Genomic DNA, 20,359 nt, shown 5'->3' on the forward strand with positions numbered 1-20,359 from the left:
TATAATATTATTGATAGGTCCATAGATATCTATTAATATTATCAATAATGGTGGGAGTGAGCCTAATGAAATTAGGATATGACTTAACCCTTGAACAAGCTCAAAAATTGGTGATGACACCAGAATTAAGACAAGCTATTCAACTACTTCAGTTTACCAGTCTAGAATTAAATGAGTATTTGGAAGAGCAAATAAAAGAAAACCCCCTATTGGAATTAGAAAACTCAGTAGAGGATTATGAAAACATAGATGACTATGCCAATAAGAGGGAAGAAATTGATTGGAAAGAATATATTGGGAAAGATGACGATATAAGCTATAGACCTCAAAAAGATAAGAACACCAAAGAATATAGTTTTGAAAATTTTGTTAGTTATTCTACTTCTCTGAGGGAAAACCTATTATTTCAACTAAACGTATTGGACATGAGCCAAGAGGATAGAAAAATCGGTGAAATCCTAATAGAAAGCATTGATGAAAATGGATACTTGATGACATCAGTAGAACAAGTGGCTAAGGATTTAAGCATATCCCCTGGGAAGATTGAAAACGTTTTATCTATTATTCAAAGTTTTGAGCCCTTGGGAGTTGGTGCAAGGGATCTTAAAGAATGCTTGTTGCTTCAGATTAAGGAAGATAACCCTAAAAACCCTCAAGCTGAAAAAATAATTAGGTATTATCTAGAAGATATAGCCTATAATCGTTTATCCAAAATAGCCAAAGAACTAGATCTGGACATAGCACAAGTTCAGGAGATATGCGACTATATAAAGACTTTAGAGCCAAAACCTGGACGATGTTTTAGTAGTGGAGATCAAGTAAAATATATTACTCCCGATGCTACCATCGAGTATATTGATGGTGAATATATTATTTTGCTAAACGATATAACGGGACCTAGACTTAATATAAATAACTTCTACAAGGAACTGATGCGTAAGGAAAAGGATAAAAATGCTACTGAATATCTAACAGAGAGATTAAACTCTGCTATGTGGATTATTAAAAGCATTGAACAGAGAAGGATGACCATTTATAAGGTAGTAGAATCCATACTAAAATTTCAAAGGGATTTTTTTGAAATTGGAGAAAGGGGTTTAAAGCCACTTACATTAAGTGAGGTAGCCGATGATATTGAAATGCATGAATCAACGGTAAGTAGAGCTACTAATGGGAAGTATGTTCAAACTCCTAGAGGTTTATATGAACTTAAATTCTTTTTCTCTAGTGGATTGTCTACTAATAGTGGAGAGATGTCTTCTACAAGTATTAAATCCATAATTAAGGATTTAATAGATAAGGAGAATCCGAAAAAACCTTATAGTGATCAGAAAATATCTGATATTTTAAAAGATAGAGGTATTAGTATTTCTCGAAGAACTGTTGCAAAGTATAGGGACGAACTGCAGATCCCCTCCTCTACTGTGAGAAGAAGATATTAAACAGCTTAAGATAGACAATTCATAAGGGGTCTAGGGTTGGCATAAAAACCAACTCTAGCTTTAATTTTGTTAAATTCTTTTATATTATTCTTGAAAATAATCCTTATATAGTTTATAATGAAAATTAAGGTAGAAATTATTCCTTAATTTTTTTTGTTGCTTGCGGGACGAAAACCACACATAGTGGACAGATTGTGTCCCTTTAAGATTAAAATTTGTTATTTTCCATATACTATTACATGATGAATTTATAGAAGGTGGGTCCAATATGGATTTAATTGAACTTGAAAAAAAAGTAGTTCCCGAGATATTTGACATTATTGAAATGAGATACAATATTTTAAGGACTATATATTACAATCAACCTATTGGAAGAAGGGGACTGGCCTACGAATTGAATATAGGTGAGAGGACCATTAGAACAGAAGTAAGTATTCTTAAGGAATATGGGTTATTGAATATAGAAAGTATGGGTATGTATGTAACAGAAGAGGGGAAAAATGTAATCAAGGAACTGGGGAAGGTAATGCATAGGATTAAAGGTATTTCTGATTTGGAAAAGGCTCTTGAAGAACTGCTAAAGGTCGACAAAGTGTTAATAACTCCAGGTAATTCTGATGATAATGGTTTAGTACTAAAGGACATGGGTAAGACTACTTCTATATACTTAAAAAAGCTAATAGATAAAAATTATATAATAGGGGTTACAGGTGGTACCACCATGGCCCATGTAGCAGAGGAAATGCCTGTAGGAAAGGTTGCAGACGATGTATTGATTACCCCAGCAAGGGGTGGCTTGGGCAAAGATGTAGAAACTCAATCCAATAGTATAGCTGCAAAATTGGCTAAAAAGCTAGATGCTAATTATAGGCTATTACATATACCCGATAATATAGACAAAGCAACATTAGACGCCATACTAAATATATCAGATATAAAAGAGGTAATTAAACTGATAGATGATATGAATTTATTGGTATTTGGCATAGGTAGAGCGGATACAATGGCAGAAAGAAGACAGTTACCAAAGGAAAGAATAGAGGGTTTAATTCATAGGGGAGCTGTAGCAGAAGCTTTTGGACATTATTTTGATATAGATGGGAATGAAATCTGGGAGTCCTTGACGGTAGGATTGTCTTTGGAGGCTTTTCAAAATATAGACAATGTTATTGGAGTTGCTGGAGGGGAAGGAAAAGCTGAGGCCATAATGGCTATAGCATCATTGAGAAAGAACATGACTATTATTACTGATGAAGGAGCTGCAAGAAAGATCCTTAAAATTGCCAAAAAAGCTACTAAGTAGCTTTAAATATAAAATTATATTATTAAGGAGGAATACTTATGACAATGAAAGTTGGATTAAGTGGTTTTGGTAGAATAGGAAGAGATGTTTTAAGAATTTACTTTGAAAATGATGTAGATGAATTTGAAATAGTAGCATTAAATGCATCGGGTGATTTGAATACTTTAGCTCATCTATTCAAATATGACTCCCTTTATGGGAAGTTTAATGGAACTATTGAAGTAGTAGAAGACGGATTTGTAATTAACGGTAAGAAGATTAAAAGAGTAGATCACAGAAATCCAGCAGAAATTCCATGGAAGGACTTGGGAGTTGAGCTGGTAATTGACTCAACAGGAGCTTTTAGAGATAGAGAAGGATTGTCAAAACATATAGAAGCAGGGGCGAAAAAGGTTATTCTAACTGCACCTGCAAAGAATGAAGATGTTACTATAGTAATGGGTGTTAATGATGATCAATATGATCCAGAAAACCATCACATTATATCAAATGCATCTTGTACAACCAACTGCCTTGCTCCAGTGGCAAAGGTGATATTAGATAACTTTGGAATCAAAAAAGGCCTTATGACTACTGTTCACGCTTATACTAATGACCAGCAAATACTAGATAAAAGACACAAGGATTTAAGAAGGGCAAGAGCAGCAGCTGAATCTATCATACCAACAACTACAGGAGCTGCTAAAGCAGTAGCTTTAGTTATACCGGAATTAAAGGGTAAGTTAAATGGATTTGCTATGAGGGTTCCAACTCCTACTGTTTCAGTAGTAGATGTGGTATTTGAAGTAGAAAAAACTACAACAGCTGAAGAAGTAAACAAAGCATTAAAGGCAGCTAGTGAAGGTCCAATGAAGGGCGTATTAGGGTATTCAGAGGAACCATTGGTATCCATAGACTATAGGGGAGATTCTCATTCCTCCATCGTAGATGGGCTATCAACTATGGTAATAGACAATATGGTAAAGGTAGTTTCCTGGTACGACAACGAATGGGGATATTCTGAAAGAGTAGTTGATTTAGCTGCTATGGTGGCAAATAAATAGTTAAGATTAGGGGCGACCTTTGGTCGCCCAAAAAGACTTTAAGGATAAGTTGGGTAATTTTGAATTGTAAACTATATTTTCCTGAGAGGTGATATAAATGTTAAAAAAGATGACATTGGAAGATTTACAAGTACAAGGTAAAAATGTATTAGTTAGATGTGACTTCAATGTTCCTATGGATGATGATAGAAATATTACTGACGATAGAAGAATAGTAAGTTCTTTACCAACAATTGAGTACTTAATAGAAAATGGAGCTAAAATCATATTGATGTCCCATTTAGGAAGACCCAAAGGGGAAGCAAATCCTAAATATAGCTTAGCTCCAGTAGCTGAAAGACTATCAGAACTGTTAAATAAAGAAGTAACATTTGCAAAAGATGATAGGGTAGTTAGTGATAATGTCAAAGGAATAGTTTCTAAAATGAAAGACGGAGATGTAATTCTTTTAGAGAATACTAGATTTAGAAAAGAAGAAGAAAAAAATGACGAAAATTTTGCTAAAGAACTAGCTTCCTTGGGAGAATTGTATATAAACGACGCTTTTGGTACATCTCATAGAGCTCATACATCTAATGTAGGTATTTCCAGGAGGTTGCCCTCGGCAGTAGGTTATTTAGTAGAGAAGGAGATATCCGTTATGGGGAAAGCCTTGGAGAACCCTGAGAAGCCTTTTGTAGCCATATTAGGTGGTGCTAAGGTATCGGATAAGATAGGAGTTATAGAAAATCTTCTAAACAAGGTAGATACAATATTGATTGGTGGAGGAATGGCCTATACCTTCTTGAAGGCTCAAGGTTATGAAATAGGAACTTCTATATTAGAAGACGATAAGGTAGGTTTAGCCAATCAACTACTTACAGAAGCAGATGAAAAGGGAGTAAAGCTTTTACTGCCTATAGATATTGTAGTAGCTAAGGAGTTCAAAAACGATACGGAGTTTAAAACAGTTAAGATAGATAGTATTCCACAGGATATGATGGGAATGGATATGGGAGAAGAAACCATAAAACTATTTTCAGAAGAGATAAAAAAAGCCAAGACAATTGTTTGGAATGGACCTATGGGAGTATTTGAAATGGAAAATTTCAAAAAAGGTACTGACGCTATAGCTAAAGCAATGGCGGAAGCTGATGCTACAACTATAGTTGGTGGTGGAGATAGTGCTTCTGCTGTAGAAAAGGCAGGTTTTGGAGAAAAGATGACCCATATATCTACAGGTGGAGGAGCATCCTTAGAATTCTTAGAGGGAAAGGAATTACCAGGAATTGCAGCTATTAGTGATAAATAAAGGAGGATATTAATGCGGAAGCCAATAATTGCAGGGAATTGGAAGATGAACAATACCTTATCTCAATCCCTTAAATTGATAGATGATATTAAAAAACATAATCTAAACGAAGATGTAGAGGCTGTAGTATGTGTACCCTTTATAAATCTCAACGAGGTGAAGAAAGCCTTAGAAGGAACAAATATAAGGCTAGGTGCCCAGAACATGCATTGGGAAGACAGTGGGGCTTATACTGGTGAAATATCTCCTTTAATGCTGAAGGAGATAGGAATAGATTATTGTATAATTGGCCATTCAGAGAGAAGACAATATTTTAGTGAAACTGATGAAACTGTAAACAATAAAATTAAATCTGCATTAAAACATGGCATTAGACCTATAGTATGCGTTGGAGAAACTCTAGAACAAAGGGAAAAGTCCATAGAAAAGGAAATCGTAAAGGATCAAGTATTGAATGCTTTTGAAGATATTGAAGGAGAACAGTTAAAAGATATAGTTATCGCCTATGAACCTATTTGGGCTATAGGTACAGGCAAAACTGCATCTAGCGATGATGCTAATGAGATGTGTGGCTTTATTAGGGAGATAATAGTCGATAAATATGGTCAAGAAGCAGAGAACAACATTAGAATCCAATATGGAGGAAGCGTGAAACCAGATACTATAAGGGATTTGATGGATAAGGAAGAAATAGATGGAGCATTAGTTGGAGGTGCAAGCCTTAATGCTTCGGATTTTGTAAAACTAATTAACTATTAGATGGAGGATATAGATATGACCAAACCAGTAATGTTGATAGTATTAGATGGCTGGGGACTTGGAAAAGAATATGAAGGCAATGTTATACATCTAGCGAATACTCCAAACTTTGATAGACTTATGAAGGATTATCCTAATACAAAACTAGAGGCCAGTGGTTTAGCAGTAGGTTTACCAGAAGGACAAATGGGAAATTCAGAAGTTGGTCATTTAAATATAGGCTCGGGAAGGATAGTATATCAAGAATTGACTAAGATAACTAAATCCATAAAAGAAGGAGATTTTTTCAACAAAGAAGAATTTTTACAGGCCGTAGACAATGTTAAAGATAACAACTCTAAACTTCACATAATGGGCTTGGTATCTGATGGAGGGGTTCACTCTCATAACACCCACCTATATGGGCTATTGGAACTATGTAAAAGACAAGGATTAGAAGACGTGTATGTTCATGCTTTTTTAGATGGTAGAGATGTACCACCTACTATTGGTAAACAACATTTAAAAGAACTTGAACAAAAAATAGCTGAAATTGGAGTAGGGCGTATTGCAACGGTATCTGGAAGATATTATGCAATGGATAGAGACAATAGATGGGAAAGGACAAAGCTTGCCTATGATGCTATGGTTTTAGGCAGTGGAAAGATGGATTCATCTCCCACAGAGGCAGTGCAAAAATCTTACGATGAAGGTATAAATGATGAATTTATTATACCAACAGTAATTACAGAGAACAATAGACCTATAGCTACCATAGATAGTGGAGATTCTATAATATTCTTTAACTTTAGACCTGATAGAGCTAGGCAGATAACTAGATCTATAGTAGATGAGGACTTCCATGGTTTTGAAAGAGGAAAAAAGGTAGATACCTTCTTCGTTACTATGACGGAATATGATAAGACCATAAAAAATGTCCATGTGGTCTTTAAACCAGAAAAACCGGAAAATACATTGGGAGAGTATATAGGTAATATAGGCCTTAATCAACTGAGAATTGCCGAAACGGAAAAATACGCTCATGTAACCTTTTTCTTTAATGGTGGAAGGGAAGAACCATATGAAAATGAAGATAGGGTATTAGTTCCCTCACCTAAAGTAGCTACCTACGATCTAAAACCAGAGATGAGTGCCATAGAAGTAAAGGAAGAGGTATTAAATAGACTGAATATGGATAAATATCATTTAATAATCCTAAACTTTGCAAACCCAGATATGGTAGGTCACACAGGAGTAGTAGAAGCGGCAGTAAAGGCAGTGGAAACAGTGGATGCATGCCTAGGGGAAATAATAGATTTGCTTCTAGAAAAGGGTGGTAAGGCCTTAATAACTGCAGATCATGGTAATGCTGAGATGTTAATAGATGAAAAAGACAACAGTCCTATAACAGCCCATACCACAAATAAGGTTCCGTTAATCATGGTTGGAGAAGATGCTAGATTAAGAGAAGGAATATTGGCTGATTTGGCACCTACATTATTAGATATGATGGGACTAGAAAAACCAGAGGAAATGACTGGCAAAAGCCTTATAATTGATAATTAAAAATAATAATAAATATATAATTGTAGAGTAATTGTGAAATATGAATTGTTAATTGAATAAAGAGGAGGAAAAGAATATGAGTTTGATAACAGATATATATGCTAGAGAAGTACTAGATTCCAGAGGTAATCCAACAGTGGAAGTAGAAGTTTGGACAGAGTTGGATGCTCATGGTAGAGCTCTGGTACCATCTGGAGCAAGTACAGGAGCCTTTGAAGCGGTAGAATTGAGAGATGGGGACAAGGAAAGATATTTAGGTAAAGGAGTTATGAATGCAGTAGATAATGTCAATAATATAATTGCAGAAGAAATAATTGGAATGGATGTATATGATCAAGTTGGCATAGATATGACCCTTATAGAATTAGATGGAACAGAAAACAAAGGAAAACTTGGAGCTAATGCTATCCTTGGGGTATCTTTAGCAGTAGCTAGAGCAGCAGCTGATGAATTGGGAATGCCTCTATTTAACTATATTGGTGGAGTAAATGCCAAGGTATTACCTGTTCCTATGATGAATATTCTTAATGGTGGAGAACATGCAGATAACAATGTAGACATTCAAGAATTTATGGTAATGCCTGTAGGAGCAGCTAATTTTAAAGAAGCTTTGAGAATGGGGGCTGAGGTATTTCATAGCTTAAAGGCCGTATTAAAATCAAAAGGCTTAAATACTGCTGTTGGCGATGAAGGTGGTTTTGCACCAAATTTATCTAGCAATGAAGAAGCTCTAAAAACCATAGTTGAAGCTATAGAAAAAGCTGGATATAAACCAGGAGAAGATGTGTATTTAGCATTAGACGTAGCTGCTACGGAAATGTATGATGAAGATAAGAAAGTATACAAACTAGAAGGAGAAAACAGAGAGCTAACGGTAGATGAGATGATAGATTACTATGTAGATATAGTAGAAAAATACCCAATCATATCTATAGAAGATGGCTTAGCTGAAGATGATTGGGAGGGTTGGAAGAAACTAACTGAAAAGCTAGGAGATAGAATTCAATTAGTAGGAGACGACCTATTTGTTACCAATACTAAACGTTTAGAAAAAGGAATCGATTTAGGAGTATCCAACTCAGTATTAGTCAAGTTAAATCAAATAGGAACATTAACTGAAACGTTAAACACTATAGAAATGGCAAAGGTTCATGGCTATACAGCAGTAGTGTCCCATAGATCTGGGGAAACAGAAGATACTACTATAGCAGACCTGGTAGTAGCAACAAATGCAGGACAGATAAAAACTGGGGCGCCATCAAGAACTGATAGAGTAGCCAAATATAATCAACTACTTAGAATTGAAGATTTCTTAGGAACTACTAGTGAATATAGAGGAAGGAAAGCATTTTATAATATAAAGAAATAGTAAGGCTAGCCTTACTATTTCTTTTATTAATCTTTGTCGGCATTATAGCTATTGATTTTATAGTGTCTCTGTGTTAAAATAGTCATGTTTATGGTATGATAAAATATATTTTCCCATTCCAATGTAGGAGGTGTAAAGATGACGATTTTATTTTCAGCTTTAATTCTTATATCTAGTATTTTATTGATCGTAACGGTATTGTTTCAAGAGAGTAAATCAGAAGGTCTTGGAGCCATTAGTGGTGGTGCTGAAAAAATATGGGGTAAAACAGGGGCTAGAACTATGGAAGCAACCCTTAAGAAAGCAACCACAGTTTCAGCAATTGTGTTTATGATATCTGCAATAGTACTTGCAGCAATTCAATAAGAACGAGGAGGTATGTTAATATGGGTTTTGCAGTAATAGCTGCGCCAATAGTTGGCATAATTGCCTTACTATTTGCTTTTTATAAAGCCAGTTCCATTGAGAAAGTGAGTCCTGGCAACGAAAGAATGAAGGAAATAGCGTCTTTTATAGAAGAAGGGGCTATGGCATTTTTAAGAAGAGAATACAGAGCCTTGTCTATATTTGTTATTGCTCTTTTTATCATATTGATAATAGCAATAAATTGGCAGACGGCAGTATCTTTCCTATTAGGAGCTATATTCTCAATATTTGCTGGTTATTTTGGCATGAAAGTAGCTACAAAAGCTAATGTGAGAACTGCTAATGCAGCTAAAGAAAAAGGTATGAATAGTGCTTTAAACGTAGCTTTTTCTGGCGGAGCAGTAATGGGTATGAGTGTTGTTGGGTTAGGAATAATAGGTGTATCTGTGTTATACATACTATTTGAAGAGCCATCAATCATTACAGGTTTTGGTTTAGGAGCTTCATCTATTGCGTTATTTGCTAGGGTAGGTGGGGGAATATATACTAAGGCAGCTGACGTAGGCGCTGACCTAGTAGGTAAAGTAGAAGCAGGAATACCTGAAGATGACCCAAGAAACCCTGCGGTAATAGCCGACAATGTTGGAGACAATGTTGGAGACGTAGCAGGGATGGGAGCAGATTTATTCGAATCCTATGTTGGAGCTATAATATCCGCTATTACATTGGGATTAGTTGCTTATGGCGATGGTGGAGTTAAGTTTGCATTAGCACTATCATCAGTAGGAATATTAGCATCCATAATAGGAGTTTATTTCGTAAGAGGGGATAAGGATCCACAAAAGGCATTAAATAATGGAACTTTAGTTTCATCCGCCATAACGGTGGTATTTGCATTTATTCTAAGTAGAAGAATTTTAGATTCAAATAAACCCTTTATAGCTATTTTAGCAGGGTTAGCAGTAGGACTAATTATTGCAAGAATTACTGAATACTATACATCAGCAGATCATGCACCAGTAAAGAGGATTGCTAGTGAGTCAGAAACGGGAGCTAGTACTAATATCATTGGAGGTCTATCTGTGGGCATGATGTCTACTGGCGGACCAATTATAGTAATAGCCATTGGTATATTGATTGCTTTCTACGTATCTGGAGGTTTAACAGATCCAGCCTCAGGATTATATGGTATAGCATTAGCAGCTGTAGGAATGCTTTCAACAGCAGGTATGACTATTGCAGTAGATGCTTATGGTCCAATTGCTGACAACGCTGGTGGAATTGCAGAGATGTGTGATTTGCCAGAAGAAGTAAGGGATATTACAGACAAACTGGATTCCGTAGGAAACACAACAGCTGCAGTAGGTAAAGGATTTGCAATAGGTTCAGCAGCTTTGACAGCTTTAGCACTATTTGCATCTTATACTCAGGCAGTACATTTAAGTGGAATAAACCTAACAGAGCCAGCAGTAATTGCAGGTTTGTTTATAGGTGGAATGTTACCATTCCTATTCTCAGCTATGACTATGGAAGCAGTTGGAAAAGCTGCTTTTAGCATGATAGAAGAAGTAAGAAGACAATTTAGGGAAATCCCAGGAATAATGGAAGGTAAAGCAACACCGGAATATAGCACTTGTGTTGATATAAGTACAAAAGCCGCTTTAAGGGAAATGGTAGTACCAGGCATATTAGCAGTAGTTGTACCTATATTAATAGGATTACTTTTAGGAGCAGAAGCTTTAGGAGGACTTATTGCAGGTGCTCTAATTACAGGCGTATTAATGGCTATATTTATGGCCAATGCCGGAGGAGCTTGGGATAATGCTAAAAAGTATATAGAAGAAGGAAATCATGGTGGTAAGGGCAGTGAAGCCCATAAAGCTGCAGTAGTTGGAGATACGGTAGGAGATCCATTTAAGGATACCTCGGGGCCATCTTTGAACATATTAATAAAGCTAATGACCATAGTATCCTTAGTATTTGCAGAGCTTTTCCTAAATTACGGTGGAGTATTATTCAACTTATTTAAATAATATAAAAATCCCTCCTAATGGAGGGTTTTTTATATGGTATAATTTATAATTAGATATTATTAGTAAAAACTATTGGATTTGTTATATTCCTATAGGGACAGATAATAATATTATAGTAGGGCAGGTTTTGAAACTTGTATAAGGATATATATTTTGTTTTAAATAAAGGAAGGTATAGAATATGAAAATAACCATTGAAGATATAGAGCTGAATTATATTTGTGAAGGGGAAGGTCTAGATGTGTTGGTTCTCCATGGCTGGGGAGCTAATATAGAAACTGTTTTACCTATAGTAAATCTTTTAAAATCTGATTTTAAAGTATATGCCCTAGATTTACCTGGTTTTGGTAGTAGTGCTGAACCAAAGGAAGTATATGGCTCTTGTGATTATGCAAAAGTGGTTAAACAATTTATCGATCAGATGGAAATGGAGAAAGTCATCTTAATAGGTCATTCCTTTGGAGGTAAAGTCTCCATATGGTTAGGAAATCTTTATCCTGAAATAGTAGATAAAATTGTGCTCTTAGATAGTGCAGGATTAATTCCAAGGAGAGGATTAAAGTATTATATTAAGGTATATTGCTTTAAGGCCTTAAAAGCCATATATAAAGGACTATTTTTCTGGATAGATGACGATAAGAAGATGAAGAGATTTTATAAAAAGTTTGGTTCAACAGATTACAAAGATGCTGATGGTATAATGAGAAGGATATTGGTCAAAGTAGTAAACGAAGATTTAAGACCCCTACTGAAAGATATAAAGGCTCCTACACTATTGATATGGGGAGATAGGGATACAGCAACTCCACTTTATATGGGTAAGATCATGGAAGAAGAAATCCCCGATAGTGGATTGGTAGTATTAGAAGGGGCAGGTCACTATTCATACTTAGACGATTTTAATAGATTTTCAATAATACTAAGGGCTTTTTTATTGCCAAACCAATAGATAAACAAATATAATGTAGATAGGGATTGCGGAGGTGAAGTAGTTGATAAAGCTAGTAATCTCATTATTAGCTCTCGTCTGGGCATATCTTATAATTGCTAGATCTAAGTACTTCTTACATATGATTCAGTTGGAAGGATACAAAGATAAAGAATATAGAAAGTGGCTTAAAGAAAGCAATAGGGCATATAATGATAGATTAAAAAAGGCCATGAAATATATTTTGGGAATAACCATAGCCTATATAATCATTGTGGCTTTGATTGGAAAACAAGGAAATTTTAAAAGGATTATAATATATGCTTATTATATAATTTGGACTTTTTACATGATGTCAACTAAAACTAAGGATGATGAAGCAAAAAAGCCTTTAGTATTTACCAAAAGGGCTAAAAGGCTTTATGCAGCAAATTTTGTAATAAATATAATCATACTATTAATCATCTGTACGATATATACAAAAAATATTAGTGATACAATATTATACTCCCCAGTACTGTTTTTATTGGGAACTATACTATATTATTTTCAATCAGAAACCATGTATCTATCCAATATACTAGTTAAGCCTGTTGAAAATACTATTAATACACGATATTTTCAACAGGCTCAAGATAAAATAGGTTCTATGAAGGGGCTGCATGTAGTTGGTATTACCGGAAGCTTTGGCAAAACTAGTACTAAATTTATAACGGGAACTATATTAAAACAAAAATATAGAGTGCTAAACACTCCAGAAAGCTACAATACCCCTATGGGTTTGAGTAAGGTAATAAATGATGATTTGACCGATAAGCATCAGATATTTATAGCTGAAATGGGAGCTAGAAATATAGGTGATATTAGGGAACTGACTGAACTAACTAAGCCTAAAATTGGAGTTATTACATCTATTGGCCCCACTCATTTAGAGACCTTCAAGAACCTAGAAAATATAATGAAAACTAAATATGAATTAATCGAAGAACTTCCTACCGATGGAGTCGCCATATTTAATTATGACAATGAACATATTAAAAAATTGGCGGATAAGACCTTTAAAGAAAAGATATTATACGGGATGGAAAATACCGAGGATTTAGATATATATGCTGAAGATGTAGAGGTGTCTGAACTAGGATCTACTTTTACCATAAGGGATAAAGAAGGGAACAATATAAGATGCACTACTAAGCTCCTTGGGAAACACAATATATACAATATATTAGCAGGAGCCAGTGTAGCCGTAGCCATGGGGATGGGTTTTGAGGAAATCAAAAAAGGCATACAAAAAATAGAGCCTATTCCTCACAGATTAAACATTATAAACCCAGGTACAGGAATAATAATAATCGATGATGCCTTCAACTCAAATCCTATTGGCGCAAAGGCAGCTTTAGACGTACTAAGCCAGTTTAAAGAAGGGAGAAAGATCATAGTAACTCCTGGTATGGTAGAACTAGGTAGAAGGGAAGCTGAGGCCAATAGGGAATTTGGAGTCAATATTGGAAAGGTATGTGACTATGTAATTTTAGTAGGAGCAAAGAGGACTGTTCCTATCTATGAAGGATTGATGGAAGTAGGATACAATAAAGATAATATATTTGTTGTAAATAATTTAGATGAAGCAACAGAGAAAATTCAATTGATAGCAAGGCCGAAAGATGTAATACTATTTGAAAATGATCTACCAGATAATTATGATGAGTAGATAGGAGGGAATTTTATGAAAAAAAGAGTAGCAGTTATATTCGGTGGGCGTAGTGTAGAACATGAAGTCTCTGTAATTACAGGACTTCAGGTGATGGAAAACATTGACAAGGATAAGTATCATGTAATCCCAATATATATTGACAAGGAAGGTAAATGGTTTACAGGGGATAGCTTGATGAAGTTCGAAAACTTTAAGGATAGCAATTTAGATGACTTACAGGAAGTAGTATTAACACCAAAAACTAATGATCACAATCTGTATAGCCATCCTGAAAACATAGGTTTATTCAAGAAAAAGGTAATGGATAAGATAGACATAATATTTCCTACTATACACGGGACCAATGGTGAAGACGGCACCATCCAAGGATTATTTGAATTGATGAATATACCTTATGTAGGTAGTGGAGTATTGGCTTCATCGGTAGGAATGGATAAAATACTTATGAAGGATGTATTTAAGGCTAATGGCTTACCTATAGTAGATTACATGTGGTTCTATAGAAGGGAATGGATAGATGATCAGAAAAAAACTATAAAGGACATTGAAGAAGGATTAGGTTATCCTGTATTTGTAAAGCCAGCTAATCTTGGTTCTAGTATTGGCATATCTAAGGCAAAGGATAGAGAAGGGCTTATCCATGCAATGGAAATTGCCATAAGATATGATCGAAAGATAATAGTAGAGGAGGCAATAGAAAACCCAAGAGAGATAAATTGTGCAGTAATGGGTTATGATGATAATGTTATTGCTTCCCTATGTGAAGAACCTTTAGGCTGGGATGAGATACTAACTTTTGAAGATAAATATATAAAAAGCAATGCTAAGGGATTAGGCAAGGAAGGAAGTAGAAGAATAATTCCAGCAGATATTGAAGATAATATAAGAGAAAATATAGAGGATATTGCAAGTAAAGCATTTATGGTCATTGATGGGGAAGGTAATGCAAGAATAGATTTTCTACTAGATAGAGACAACAATATATACGTTAATGAAATAAATACACTACCAGGTTCTATTGCTTTTTATCTTTGGGAAGGCAAAGGGTATTCTTTTCAAAAATTAATAGATAATATGATAGATATAGCTATTAGAGTTCATGATGAAAAGAATAATAACATGTATCATTATGATGCAGATCTGTTTAACAAAGTTCATTTAGGAGGTAGTAAGGTAGGAAAAATGTAGGATATTTTATATCTTACATTTTTTTTAAACAAATAGAGAAATACATGGTATAATTGGATAAACTAGTGTTTAATATATTAATTAGATGAATAAAGAAACTATAAGGGGAGGAAGGTAATGAGTCTTAGGGAAAACATAATAGAGCTTATGGAAAAGAAGGTCTATAAGCCTATGTTAAAAGAAGAATTAGCCCTTCAATTTGGATTAGAAGGAAAGGAAATTGCCATATTCTACAATGTATTAGAGGATATGGAAAAGGAAGGAGTAATCATAAAGACACGAAATGAAAGATACGGTTTAGTAGAAAAAATGAATTTAGTAGTAGGAAAGATAGAGGGGAACGAAAAGGGATTTGGTTTTCTAATTCCTGATGATAAAACAAAAGAAGACATATTTATACCAGCTGAGGACATGAATGGAGCCCTTCATGGTGATAGGGTAATTCTAAGAATAATCAGCAGAGGAGCACCTGGGAAAAAAGAAGAAGGAGAAGTAATTAGGATTCTCGAAAGAACTAATGATACTATAGTAGGTACCTTTGAAAGTAGCAAAAATTTTGGATTTGTAATACCAGATGACACTAGGCTAGCCTATGATATATTTGTATCCAAATCGGATATTAATGGTGCTAAGACCAATCAAAAAGTAGTAGTAGAAATAACCAGATGGCCAGAAAAAAGAAGAAATCCAGAAGGAAAGATAGTAGAAATCTTAGGATATGTAGGGGAAAAAGGTACTGATATTTTATCTATAATAAAGCAATTTAAATTGCCAGAAGAGTTTCCACAGAAAGTACAAACTCAAGCAAACTCCATTGAACAAACTGTACCTCAAGAGGAAATCGAAAAGAGGGTGGACCTAAGGGAATTAAACACTTTTACTATCGATGGAGCTGATGCAAAGGATTTAGATGACGCAGTATCTATAGAAAAGCTATCCAACGGAAATTATAAACTAGGAGTCCATATAGCTGATGTATCCCATTATGTGAAGGAAAGAACTGCCCTTGATAAGGAAGCCTATAAGAGGGGAAATAGTGTATATCTTGTAGATCGGGTCATACCCATGCTGCCAAAAGAATTGTCTAATGGAATATGCAGTTTGAATCCTGATAAGGATAGACTGACTCTATCTGTATTAATGGAAATAGATAAAAGTGGCAATGTAGTAGATCATGAAATAGTGGAAGGAGTCATAAAAAGCAAGGCAAGACTTGTATATGAAGATGTTTCAGATCTATTGGAGAAAGATGACGAGAAAGCATTAAGAAAACTAGAAGGAGTTTCAGAAGACTTAAGGATGATGGAAGAATTATGCCATATCCTCTATGAAAAAAGAGAAAGAAGGGGTAGTATAGACTTCGACTTTCCAGAAGCAATGATAATACTAGACGAAGATGGCATACCTGTAGATATTGTAAAGGAAGATAGACGAATTGCCAATAGGATGATTGAAGAATTTATGTTAGTATGCAACGAAACTATTGCAGAACATTTCTATTGGGCAGATGTTCCTTTCTTATATAGAATTCATGAAGAACCTGATATGGAAAGAATAGAAGAATTCAACAAATTTATTCATAACTTTGGATATGTTATTAAAGGAAGCCAAGAAGTTCATCCAAAGGAATTACAGTTACTAACTAAGGAAGTAAAAGGAAAAAAGGAAGAAACACTAATCAATACCCTTCTTTTAAGATCCTTGAAAAAGGCTAGATATAGTAGTGAAGAAGATATACACTTTGGGTTGGCAGCTAAATATTATAGTCACTTTACAGCGCCTATTAGGCGATATCCAGACTTACAGATTCATAGGATTGTAAAAAGCTATATTAGTGGTAGGCTAAATTCTGATGAACAGGATAGATTAAACGTTCTACTACCAAAGGTAGCGGATCATACCTCTATAACGGAAAGAACAGCTGAGGAAGCAGAAAGAGAAGTGGAGGATTTGAAAAAGGCTGAATATATGTCTACAAGGATTGGCAATTCCTATGAAGGTATCATATCTTCATTAACCCATTTTGGAATGTATGTCCAATTGGACAATACTATAGAAGGTTTGGTCCATTTTAGCAATATGATAGATGATTATTATTATTTTGATGAAGATAAGTACTATATTATAGGAGAACATACTAATAAAATATATAGATTAGGAGATACAGTAAATATTACTGTAATAAATACAGATTTGGTAAAGAGAAATATAGATTTTATGCTGGTACCTGAGAGCAAGATGTAGAGGCGACCTTTGGTCGCCTTAATGATGGAAAGATATATTGACAGTCGAGCAAAACCTTGATAAACTCATAGTTAGACTAAAATTAGTGTGGTGATGTTATGAAAAAAGAAAATGTAAAGATTGTAGCCTCTAACAGAAAAGCAAAACACGAGTACTTTATTGAAGAAACCATAGAAGCAGGTATTGCTCTAAGGGGAACAGAGGTTAAATCTATAAGACAAGGTAAGATAAATATAAAGGAAAGCTATGCGGTAGTAGAAAATGGGGAAGTATTTGTATATAGTATGCACATAAGTCCTTATGAACAGGGTAATATCTATAATGTAGATCCTGTTAGGAAGAGAAAACTATTACTCCATAAAAGGGAGATTAGAAGATTATCAGCGGCAGTTATGCAAAAAGGCTATACATTGATACCATTAACTGTATATATAAAAGATGGATTGGTGAAGGTGGAACTAGCCATAGCAAAGGGTAAGAAACTATATGATAAAAGAGAAACTATAGCAAAAAGAGATGCAGAAAGAAGAATGCAACAACATATGTCAGAGAAATATAGGTAAGATTATCAGGATGTCATTTTCTATGTCATCCTGAGTCTAGTAAAGATATGGCTTTTACTATTGAGGAATTTTATGTAAATTATAAAATCTGACTAATTGACATAATATCATTATTTTGCTATAATGAATAATGCACCAAAATAAGGTGTATACAGAATTTAACATGGGGGCGAAAAGGTTTCGACGGGGATGTGGAAACAGGAGTAGCGAGTCGTTGTCGTCAAACAACGTAAAAAAATGACAACTAAATTAAACGCAAACGATAATTACGCATTTGCTGCTTAATTAAAGTAGCACGTCCTACCCGAGAATCCCACGACTTGGGATAGGGCGCCAACTTAGTGGGGAACCGAGCCTTACAAAGCTTTGAGTAAGGAACGGAATCTATGAAGCTACCAAAACTGGAATCCTGTCAGTAGGAGTCTAGTGGAGGGAATGTCAAATTACTGACTGCACTCGGAGAAACTCTTGTGGAAATGTTTTCGGACGTGGGTTCGATTCCCACCGCCTCCACCATAAAAGAACTTAAATATTGATACAATAGAAACTCCTTGATTTCAAGGGGTTTTTGTTTTTTGGGGATAAATTTAAGATGAATTTTCTATATTTGCACACAGTAATGCTAAATTATGCACAAAGGTGTGCAGTTTTTTGTTGGTGGGTGCACTTTTTAGCGATAAGGGGGATGGGGAGGATGGAATTTTTGAATTATGCCTTATAGGAAAATCCTAAATGGAGAGTTTTTAGATTTAATTTCCAAATTATCTGAATATAGGGTATAATGGAAATAGTATTTTAACCTTGGAATTGGAGGTGATTATTATAGAAATTGTTGGAGGTATAAAGATTATTTTAACAGTTGAGATTGAGTTTATATCTAGTGAGAGAGGTTGTAAGATTAATAGAAAATAGGTTATTGGAAGAACTTATCTTCCCTTTAATGTTGTAATTTTATATAAACCTAGAAAATATATCATTGTACGATATATGATACATATGCTGGGGTAGGAGGAATAAGTTGTTTTAATAAAATTGTGTAAAAGGAAGGGTTGAGTTAAAGATTAAGCTGATATTTTTGGTAAAACCTAATTCAACTAAGGAGTGATTATAATGGGAATACAATCAACACAAAAGTTCGAAGAAAAATATAAGGAGGATTTCAAGCTAGAACATACGAAACTTGATCATATTTTATTTTACGATGAAGAAGAAAAACAGTATATTAATGCAGATATGAGATTGTTTGGAAAGTCATTTAGCATTAGAACCTATGATGATTATGGTGAATTGTGGAAGGAAATTAAAGGTAGTAATATAATGGATATCCTGGAATACAGAATTTTCAAAATAAGTGATGATATGATAGTTATGGAGATAGGGAATTCTGAAATTCAAGTATATTATTATAACTATTTACTTATTAAAGAACATTATGACAAAATAAATGCGAATCATTTAGAAGAGATGCTTGAAGTTGCAATGGGTATAGAGCAATGCGTAAATGATATAATTGATTCGGATGAAGAAATGATTATGATGATTATGAACTTTTTTAATGAAATGCCCCTTGATTTATTTGTAAATCCTATTTTAATTACGCAAATTGAAGCATTTTTAGTATATAAGTATAAGAATGGGGCTTCATCATTTCTAATGTTATCAGATGAAATAAAAAGAGCATGTTATTCAGAAATTGAAGTTAATCAAGTTGGTAACAAAATCTATGAAGAAATAAAATTAGAAAATGAAGGGCTAGTTGTTTCATATTTTAGTGAGGGATTATTTCTTTTATTTGAGTTATTTAAAGATAGATATAGTATAGATATAGACAATATACCGTATGTTGTCTATTTGTTGATAAACAAATTGATTAAATTGAGGTTATCTAAAGAATGGGAAAAAGAGTATAGCGAGTATTTTAATGAAATAACTACAATGGATTTAGGAAATGCTGTGGAATCCTACCTCTATATAGACACTATAAATCATGATAATATTTATACTGCTGGAAAATTCATATATTATTTAATGACTAATAATATATTTAAAAACAATAATAATTATGTTCTTTGCTATGATGAGTTTGTAGATGTATATAATGAGGCTAAGAAAAAACAAAAAATGGATGTATTTAAAAGAAAACTTCTGAAAAAGAGGGAAGAGGATTTAAATACAATTACTATAGATGATATTGATCTTATGAATGGGGTGGAGTTTGAACAATTTATTTCACAACTGTTTGTAAAGCAAGGATATACTACTGAAATTACAAAACAATCAGGTGATCAGGGAATAGATGTTATTTGTGAAAAGAATAGTATAAAAATAGGGATACAAGCTAAGTGCTATACTGGGACTGTAGGCAATGCTGCAGTTCAAGAAGCAGTGGCAGGAAAAAAATATTATAGGTTAGATAAAGTTATGGTAATTACAAATAGTGTTTTTTCAAATTCAGCTATAGAATTAGCAAACTCGGATTGACCCCTTAATATTGGACAAAAACTCACGAATACTTTCTTTTTCTTAGATCCTTATATTTTAATGCTTTTTCGCTTTTTTTATTATACATAA

15 protein-coding genes and 1 other RNA gene are annotated in these 20,359 nt (G+C 34.2%); all 16 read left to right on the forward strand.

Going from position 1 to position 20,359, the window contains the following annotated elements; genetic code table 11:
- Window positions 1–65: 65 nt before the first annotated feature.
- The 16 genes from rpoN (at window position 66) to C3E88_RS07915 (ending at window position 20,269) form a co-directional block, all read left to right on the forward strand.
- Window positions 66–1,442 (forward strand): RNA polymerase factor sigma-54, encoded by a 1,377-nt coding sequence (gene rpoN, locus C3E88_RS07840; protein WP_236909616.1) that lies wholly within the window; start codon window positions 66–68, stop codon window positions 1,440–1,442.
- 268 nt (window positions 1,443–1,710) lie between these two features.
- A complete protein-coding gene (locus C3E88_RS07845) occupies window positions 1,711–2,745 on the forward strand; it encodes a sugar-binding transcriptional regulator (RefSeq protein ID WP_236909617.1) in 1,035 nt (344 codons plus the stop codon).
- Window positions 2,746–2,783: 38 nt separating this feature from the next.
- Window positions 2,784–3,788: a type I glyceraldehyde-3-phosphate dehydrogenase gene (gene gap / locus C3E88_RS07850; protein WP_236909618.1), complete on the forward strand. Its 1,005-nt coding sequence runs from the start codon at window positions 2,784–2,786 to the stop codon at window positions 3,786–3,788.
- Between the two features lie 97 nt (window positions 3,789–3,885).
- Window positions 3,886–5,079 (forward strand): phosphoglycerate kinase, encoded by a 1,194-nt coding sequence (locus C3E88_RS07855; RefSeq protein WP_236909619.1) that lies wholly within the window; start codon window positions 3,886–3,888, stop codon window positions 5,077–5,079.
- A 12-nt stretch (window positions 5,080–5,091) separates the two neighbouring features.
- A complete protein-coding gene (gene tpiA, locus C3E88_RS07860; protein ID WP_236909620.1) occupies window positions 5,092–5,838 on the forward strand; it encodes a triose-phosphate isomerase in 747 nt (248 codons plus the stop codon).
- A 15-nt stretch (window positions 5,839–5,853) separates the two neighbouring features.
- Entirely contained in the window at window positions 5,854–7,383 is a 1,530-nt protein-coding gene (gpmI, locus tag C3E88_RS07865) for a 2,3-bisphosphoglycerate-independent phosphoglycerate mutase (RefSeq protein ID WP_442870640.1), read from the forward strand.
- 76 nt (window positions 7,384–7,459) lie between these two features.
- Complete coding sequence (gene eno, locus C3E88_RS07870) at window positions 7,460–8,752, forward strand: phosphopyruvate hydratase (protein WP_236909622.1); 1,293 nt, start codon at window positions 7,460–7,462, stop codon at window positions 8,750–8,752.
- A 138-nt stretch (window positions 8,753–8,890) separates the two neighbouring features.
- A complete protein-coding gene (gene secG / locus C3E88_RS07875; RefSeq protein WP_236909623.1) occupies window positions 8,891–9,118 on the forward strand; it encodes a preprotein translocase subunit SecG in 228 nt (75 codons plus the stop codon).
- A gap of 20 nt (window positions 9,119–9,138) precedes the next feature.
- Entirely contained in the window at window positions 9,139–11,151 is a 2,013-nt protein-coding gene (locus C3E88_RS07880; protein ID WP_236909624.1) for a sodium-translocating pyrophosphatase, read from the forward strand.
- A gap of 181 nt (window positions 11,152–11,332) precedes the next feature.
- Complete coding sequence (locus tag C3E88_RS07885; RefSeq protein WP_236909625.1) at window positions 11,333–12,100, forward strand: alpha/beta fold hydrolase; 768 nt, start codon at window positions 11,333–11,335, stop codon at window positions 12,098–12,100.
- A 43-nt stretch (window positions 12,101–12,143) separates the two neighbouring features.
- The gene (locus C3E88_RS07890) at window positions 12,144–13,790 is read left to right on the forward strand and encodes a UDP-N-acetylmuramoyl-tripeptide--D-alanyl-D-alanine ligase (RefSeq protein ID WP_236909626.1); all 1,647 of its coding nucleotides are present in this window, start codon (window positions 12,144–12,146) and stop codon (window positions 13,788–13,790) included.
- Window positions 13,791–13,805: 15 nt separating this feature from the next.
- Window positions 13,806–14,981 (forward strand): D-alanine--D-alanine ligase family protein, encoded by a 1,176-nt coding sequence (locus C3E88_RS07895; protein WP_236909627.1) that lies wholly within the window; start codon window positions 13,806–13,808, stop codon window positions 14,979–14,981.
- A gap of 117 nt (window positions 14,982–15,098) precedes the next feature.
- A complete protein-coding gene (rnr, locus tag C3E88_RS07900; RefSeq protein ID WP_236909628.1) occupies window positions 15,099–17,225 on the forward strand; it encodes a ribonuclease R in 2,127 nt (708 codons plus the stop codon).
- A 98-nt stretch (window positions 17,226–17,323) separates the two neighbouring features.
- Window positions 17,324–17,788 carry an SsrA-binding protein SmpB gene (smpB, locus tag C3E88_RS07905; protein ID WP_236909629.1) on the forward strand — a complete coding sequence of 155 codons (465 nt, stop codon included), beginning with the start codon at window positions 17,324–17,326 and terminating at the stop codon, window positions 17,786–17,788.
- 165 nt (window positions 17,789–17,953) lie between these two features.
- Window positions 17,954–18,304, forward strand: a transfer-messenger RNA (tmRNA) gene (gene ssrA, locus C3E88_RS07910).
- A gap of 594 nt (window positions 18,305–18,898) precedes the next feature.
- Window positions 18,899–20,269: a restriction endonuclease gene (locus C3E88_RS07915; protein WP_236909630.1), complete on the forward strand. Its 1,371-nt coding sequence runs from the start codon at window positions 18,899–18,901 to the stop codon at window positions 20,267–20,269.
- Window positions 20,270–20,359 lie beyond the last annotated feature (90 nt).

Source organism: Clostridium sp. Cult3, from assembly GCF_021655115.1.
Classification (GTDB): Bacteria; Bacillota; Clostridia; order Tissierellales; family Tepidimicrobiaceae; genus PPXY01.